Annotated in this window: 5 protein-coding genes and 1 pseudogene; 1 reads left to right on the top strand and 5 read right to left on the bottom strand. The window is 70.3% G+C overall.

All coding sequences use genetic code 11. From position 1 onward, the window contains the following. Positions 1-319: 319 nt before the first annotated feature. From AMK13_RS40425 to AMK13_RS40410, 4 genes and pseudogenes are all read right to left on the bottom strand, one after another. Positions 320-769, bottom strand: a complete 450-nt coding sequence (locus AMK13_RS40425) for a hypothetical protein (RefSeq protein WP_074006470.1) — start codon at positions 767-769, stop codon at positions 320-322. A gap of 71 nt (positions 770-840) precedes the next feature. After that, positions 841-1044 (bottom strand): annotated as a pseudogene (locus AMK13_RS46520) (IS256 family transposase); the annotation flags it as partial. Between the two features lie 21 nt (positions 1045-1065). Next, a complete protein-coding gene (locus AMK13_RS40415; protein WP_338016395.1) occupies positions 1066-1572 on the bottom strand; it encodes a nucleotidyltransferase domain-containing protein in 507 nt (168 codons plus the stop codon). A 98-nt stretch (positions 1573-1670) separates the two neighbouring features. Then, positions 1671-1991, bottom strand: coding sequence for a hypothetical protein (locus AMK13_RS40410; protein WP_074006469.1), 321 nt, complete (start codon positions 1989-1991; stop codon positions 1671-1673). Positions 1992-2176: 185 nt separating this feature from the next. On the opposite strand from AMK13_RS40410, the gene AMK13_RS40405 reads away from it, so the two are divergent. Next, a complete protein-coding gene (locus tag AMK13_RS40405; protein ID WP_074006468.1) occupies positions 2177-2482 on the top strand; it encodes a hypothetical protein in 306 nt (101 codons plus the stop codon). Between the two features lie 135 nt (positions 2483-2617). On the opposite strand, the gene AMK13_RS40400 is transcribed toward AMK13_RS40405, so the two are convergent. Further along, complete coding sequence (locus AMK13_RS40400; RefSeq protein WP_074006467.1) at positions 2618-3196, bottom strand: TetR/AcrR family transcriptional regulator; 579 nt, start codon at positions 3194-3196, stop codon at positions 2618-2620. Positions 3197-3230 lie beyond the last annotated feature (34 nt).

Here is a 3230-nt window from a genome sequence, read left to right as displayed (position 1 = left end):
TGAGCCTGACCTAGATCGAATACTTCGCCAGCAGAGTCACCCCGCCGACTTCCTGCGCAGCCCCGACTCAGCCGCTCAACTCCACCCCTTGCCCTTCCGACCACCGGCCCAGGTCCGCCGGAGCCACCCACCGGGTCATGAGCACCGTCATCGCCCGGTGGACCATCCTCCTCGGCACTGCTGGTGCGGCGCCCGAAGTCGCGCGCCAGGCGGCGACCACACCGGCGACCGACTGCGCCAATAGGGACTCCTGAACAGCCTGTTGGCATAGAAGCCCTGCGAGCTGACTAGGCCCGGCTCCCCTCCACGGGAGCAACAGTCAGGAGTTGCGGGTGAGGCCCTCCGACTCGACAGCGGTGATCTCGGCTGCTGCGAGCCGAGCCTCCTCGCGCACCTCTGGGTCGGGGTGACGGAGATAGGGTTCGATCAGCGGCCGGGCCTGCAGGGCGTGGGTGGCGCCGAGGATGTAGAGCGTGTGGACGAGGAGTTGGCGTTCCATCGTCGGCATGGCTGCCGCCAGCGGTTCGACGAGAGCCGGAGGCACGCGGTAGTGGTCGAACGCCTCGCTGATCGAGTTCAGGGCGGACTCGCGCACCTTGGTCACCAGTTCGTTGACGGCCACGCTGACCAAATGTTCGACGACCAGGCGGGCGGAGTCCGCGTCGAGTGCGGCGCCGCGCAGGAGGTCCCCGAGGACGTCGGCGGCGACGTCCCGACGGCCCGGATCGCGATCGGTCAGCGCTTCAAGTGCCTCGAACATGTCGTTCATGCTGCCACCTCGGGCCGCTCGACCAGGACGCCGTTCTCGAAGTGCGCGCCGGCACGGACCAACGGCACCGGGTGTACGCCGTCGGCCCACACGGAGACGTAGTCCCGGTCGGCCAGGTCCCAGGTCCGGGGGTCGGCGTGGTCGTCGCTCCACTGCTTGGTCAGCCAGGTCATGGTGGCCGGCGACAGGCCGGCGGTGCCGCCGAGGAGCTGCTCCAAGGCGGGCACGAAGTCCCCGGACGACAGGCCGTGCAGGTAGAGCAGGGGCAGCACTTCGGGGTCGCTGTTCCGACCCTTTCAGGGCGCAGGCATGTAGTCCAGGGGAAGCTCGACTCCTGTACCGGCGTGCAGCCGTGCCATGTCCTGTCGGTCCTTGTCCGTGGCTTCATAGCCGAGGTGACACCGCACCTGCGTCGCCGCGTCGACACACGGGACCCGGCGCCCGCCGATGGTCCCGGTCACCGGCGGCGGGTAGTGGAACCGTTCACCGCCCGGGAGAAGCTGCACCCCGCCCTCGCGGGAGGAGCCGAGGACGGGGTGAAGGTCGATCTCCCGGCCGGCACCGTCCGCGACGGCAAGCGCGGCGGGCAGCCAGTCCCGCAGGACCTCCGTGAACCCGGCCTCGGCCAGCGCGTCTCGCACCACGTCGAGCTGGTCCAGCAGGACGACCAGGTCGAGGTCCGCATGGGTTCGGGTCGTCTCCCCGATCAGGGCGTCCACACCCCAGCCGCCGTCCACCCAGGCTGCGGCCCCTGCGCTCTTGAGCAGGTCCAGCACTTCGAGTACATCGGATTCCTTCAGCACCAGGGCACTCTGGCAGCGCGGACGAGCTGTCGCCACCGAGATACCCGCCGGTCCGGCGCAGTTCGCCACCGGCTACGGCCCGGCCCGCGAGCGCGGGTTCAGTGCCTGCGGTCCTCGACCGTCCAGTCGTCGCCCAGCTCGCGGCGCAGCGCCTCCAGCGCCACGTCGGCCTCGCTTCGGAACGATTCCTGCTGGCCCCGGGTCCAGGGCGAGGGGCCGGCCGGGTGGTCCCAGTCGAGGGAGGACTGGTACAGGTCGGCGAGTCTGGTGAGTTCGTCCCGGGTGGCCGGGGTGATGGGCAGCTTCTCCAGGACGCAGGGGTATTCGTAGGGGCTGTCGAGGTCGGGAGCGCTCTGAGGGCCCGGCCACAACGGGGTGTCGACGCCGTACTCGAAGAAGAACCGCAGGTGATAGGACATGCCCCAGCCTTTCACGGCGCCGAGCACACCGTGCGGGCGGCCGACGTGCTCAGCCCAAGCTCCCAACCACCCCCGCGCACAGGAAGTCGGCTCCACCGACTTCTCGCGCAGCCGCATGGTGATCCGAGCCGGGCGGCCGGAAAAGCCGGAGCGAGCGCCGTCGCACAGGCCCGATACTGATCCCCATGGCCGATGAACCCCTGTCCATCCCCCTTGCCGACCTGCGCCGATCGTTCGACCTGGTACTGCGCCACATCGAGGCCGCCACACCCGGCGACACCGTCGCCCTGGACAAGGACTACTTCTGGTCCGTCCCCCCGGACGGCCTCTACGACGTCTACCGAGCCCCGGACGAGCTCACGATCGGTCAGCTCTCCGAGTCCTGGCAGCACCTGACCGACCTCCTCGCCGAGCCGGATCGTGCGGTGGGGTACCACCTGGTGTGGCTCGCCGACGTCCTGCGGGCGATCGGCCAGGACATCGCGGCCTGAGGAGGCGTCGGATCGTTGATCAACCGCATGGCGTGAGGCCCTGGGGGTGAGCTTCGCGGGCGTCCCGACCGCGAATCCGCAGCCGTCAGGCCTGCTTCTCATTCGCCGCACCAGCGCTGGACGATGGTCTTCCGGTCAGCCCAGCGATGCGCTCGCCGCGCGCAGTTCGTCCAGGGCCGCCAGGACGTACCCGGCGAGCGCCTGCCCGGCGCCGCCGTCGCCCTCGGCCCATTCGGCGTACCCCCGCTTGAAGGCGAGGACGCCCAGCTCGCCCGCGAGGGCCGCGATCGGATCGGGTACGCCGCGGGCGACCAGCGCGGCGGTCATCGCGGCCGCGAGGCTGACGGTCTTGAGGGTGTCACGCTCCTGAAGCTCGGCACTGGCGGCGATGGCCGCCTTCAGGCGGGGGGCGAGTTCGCGGGTGGCCGGGCCCATCGCGGTCGAGGCGCGCTCGAGACCGGCGGCGACCGCCTCCAGCGGGCTGGCGTCTCCGGGCGCTTCGGCGATGCCCTCGGTCAGCAGCCGGCTCAGCGTCTCCTGCCCGGCGACCAGCAGCTCGCGCTTGTCGGGGAAGTGCCGGAAGAAGGTGCTCTTGGTGACCCCGGCGCGCTCGGCGATCTGCGCGACCGTCGTGGCGTCGTACCCCTGCTCCGTGAACAGGTCGACCGCGGCCACGACGAGGCGTTCACGCGCACCTGGTTCCCATCGACTCATGGGTTCAGCATATGTGATGGGACTCTTGTCCCAT

The sequence above is a fragment of the Streptomyces sp. CB02056 genome (assembly GCF_001905545.1).
Taxonomy (GTDB): domain Bacteria; phylum Actinomycetota; class Actinomycetes; order Streptomycetales; family Streptomycetaceae; genus Kitasatospora.
This window is presented reverse-complemented; position numbering and strand designations above follow the sequence as displayed.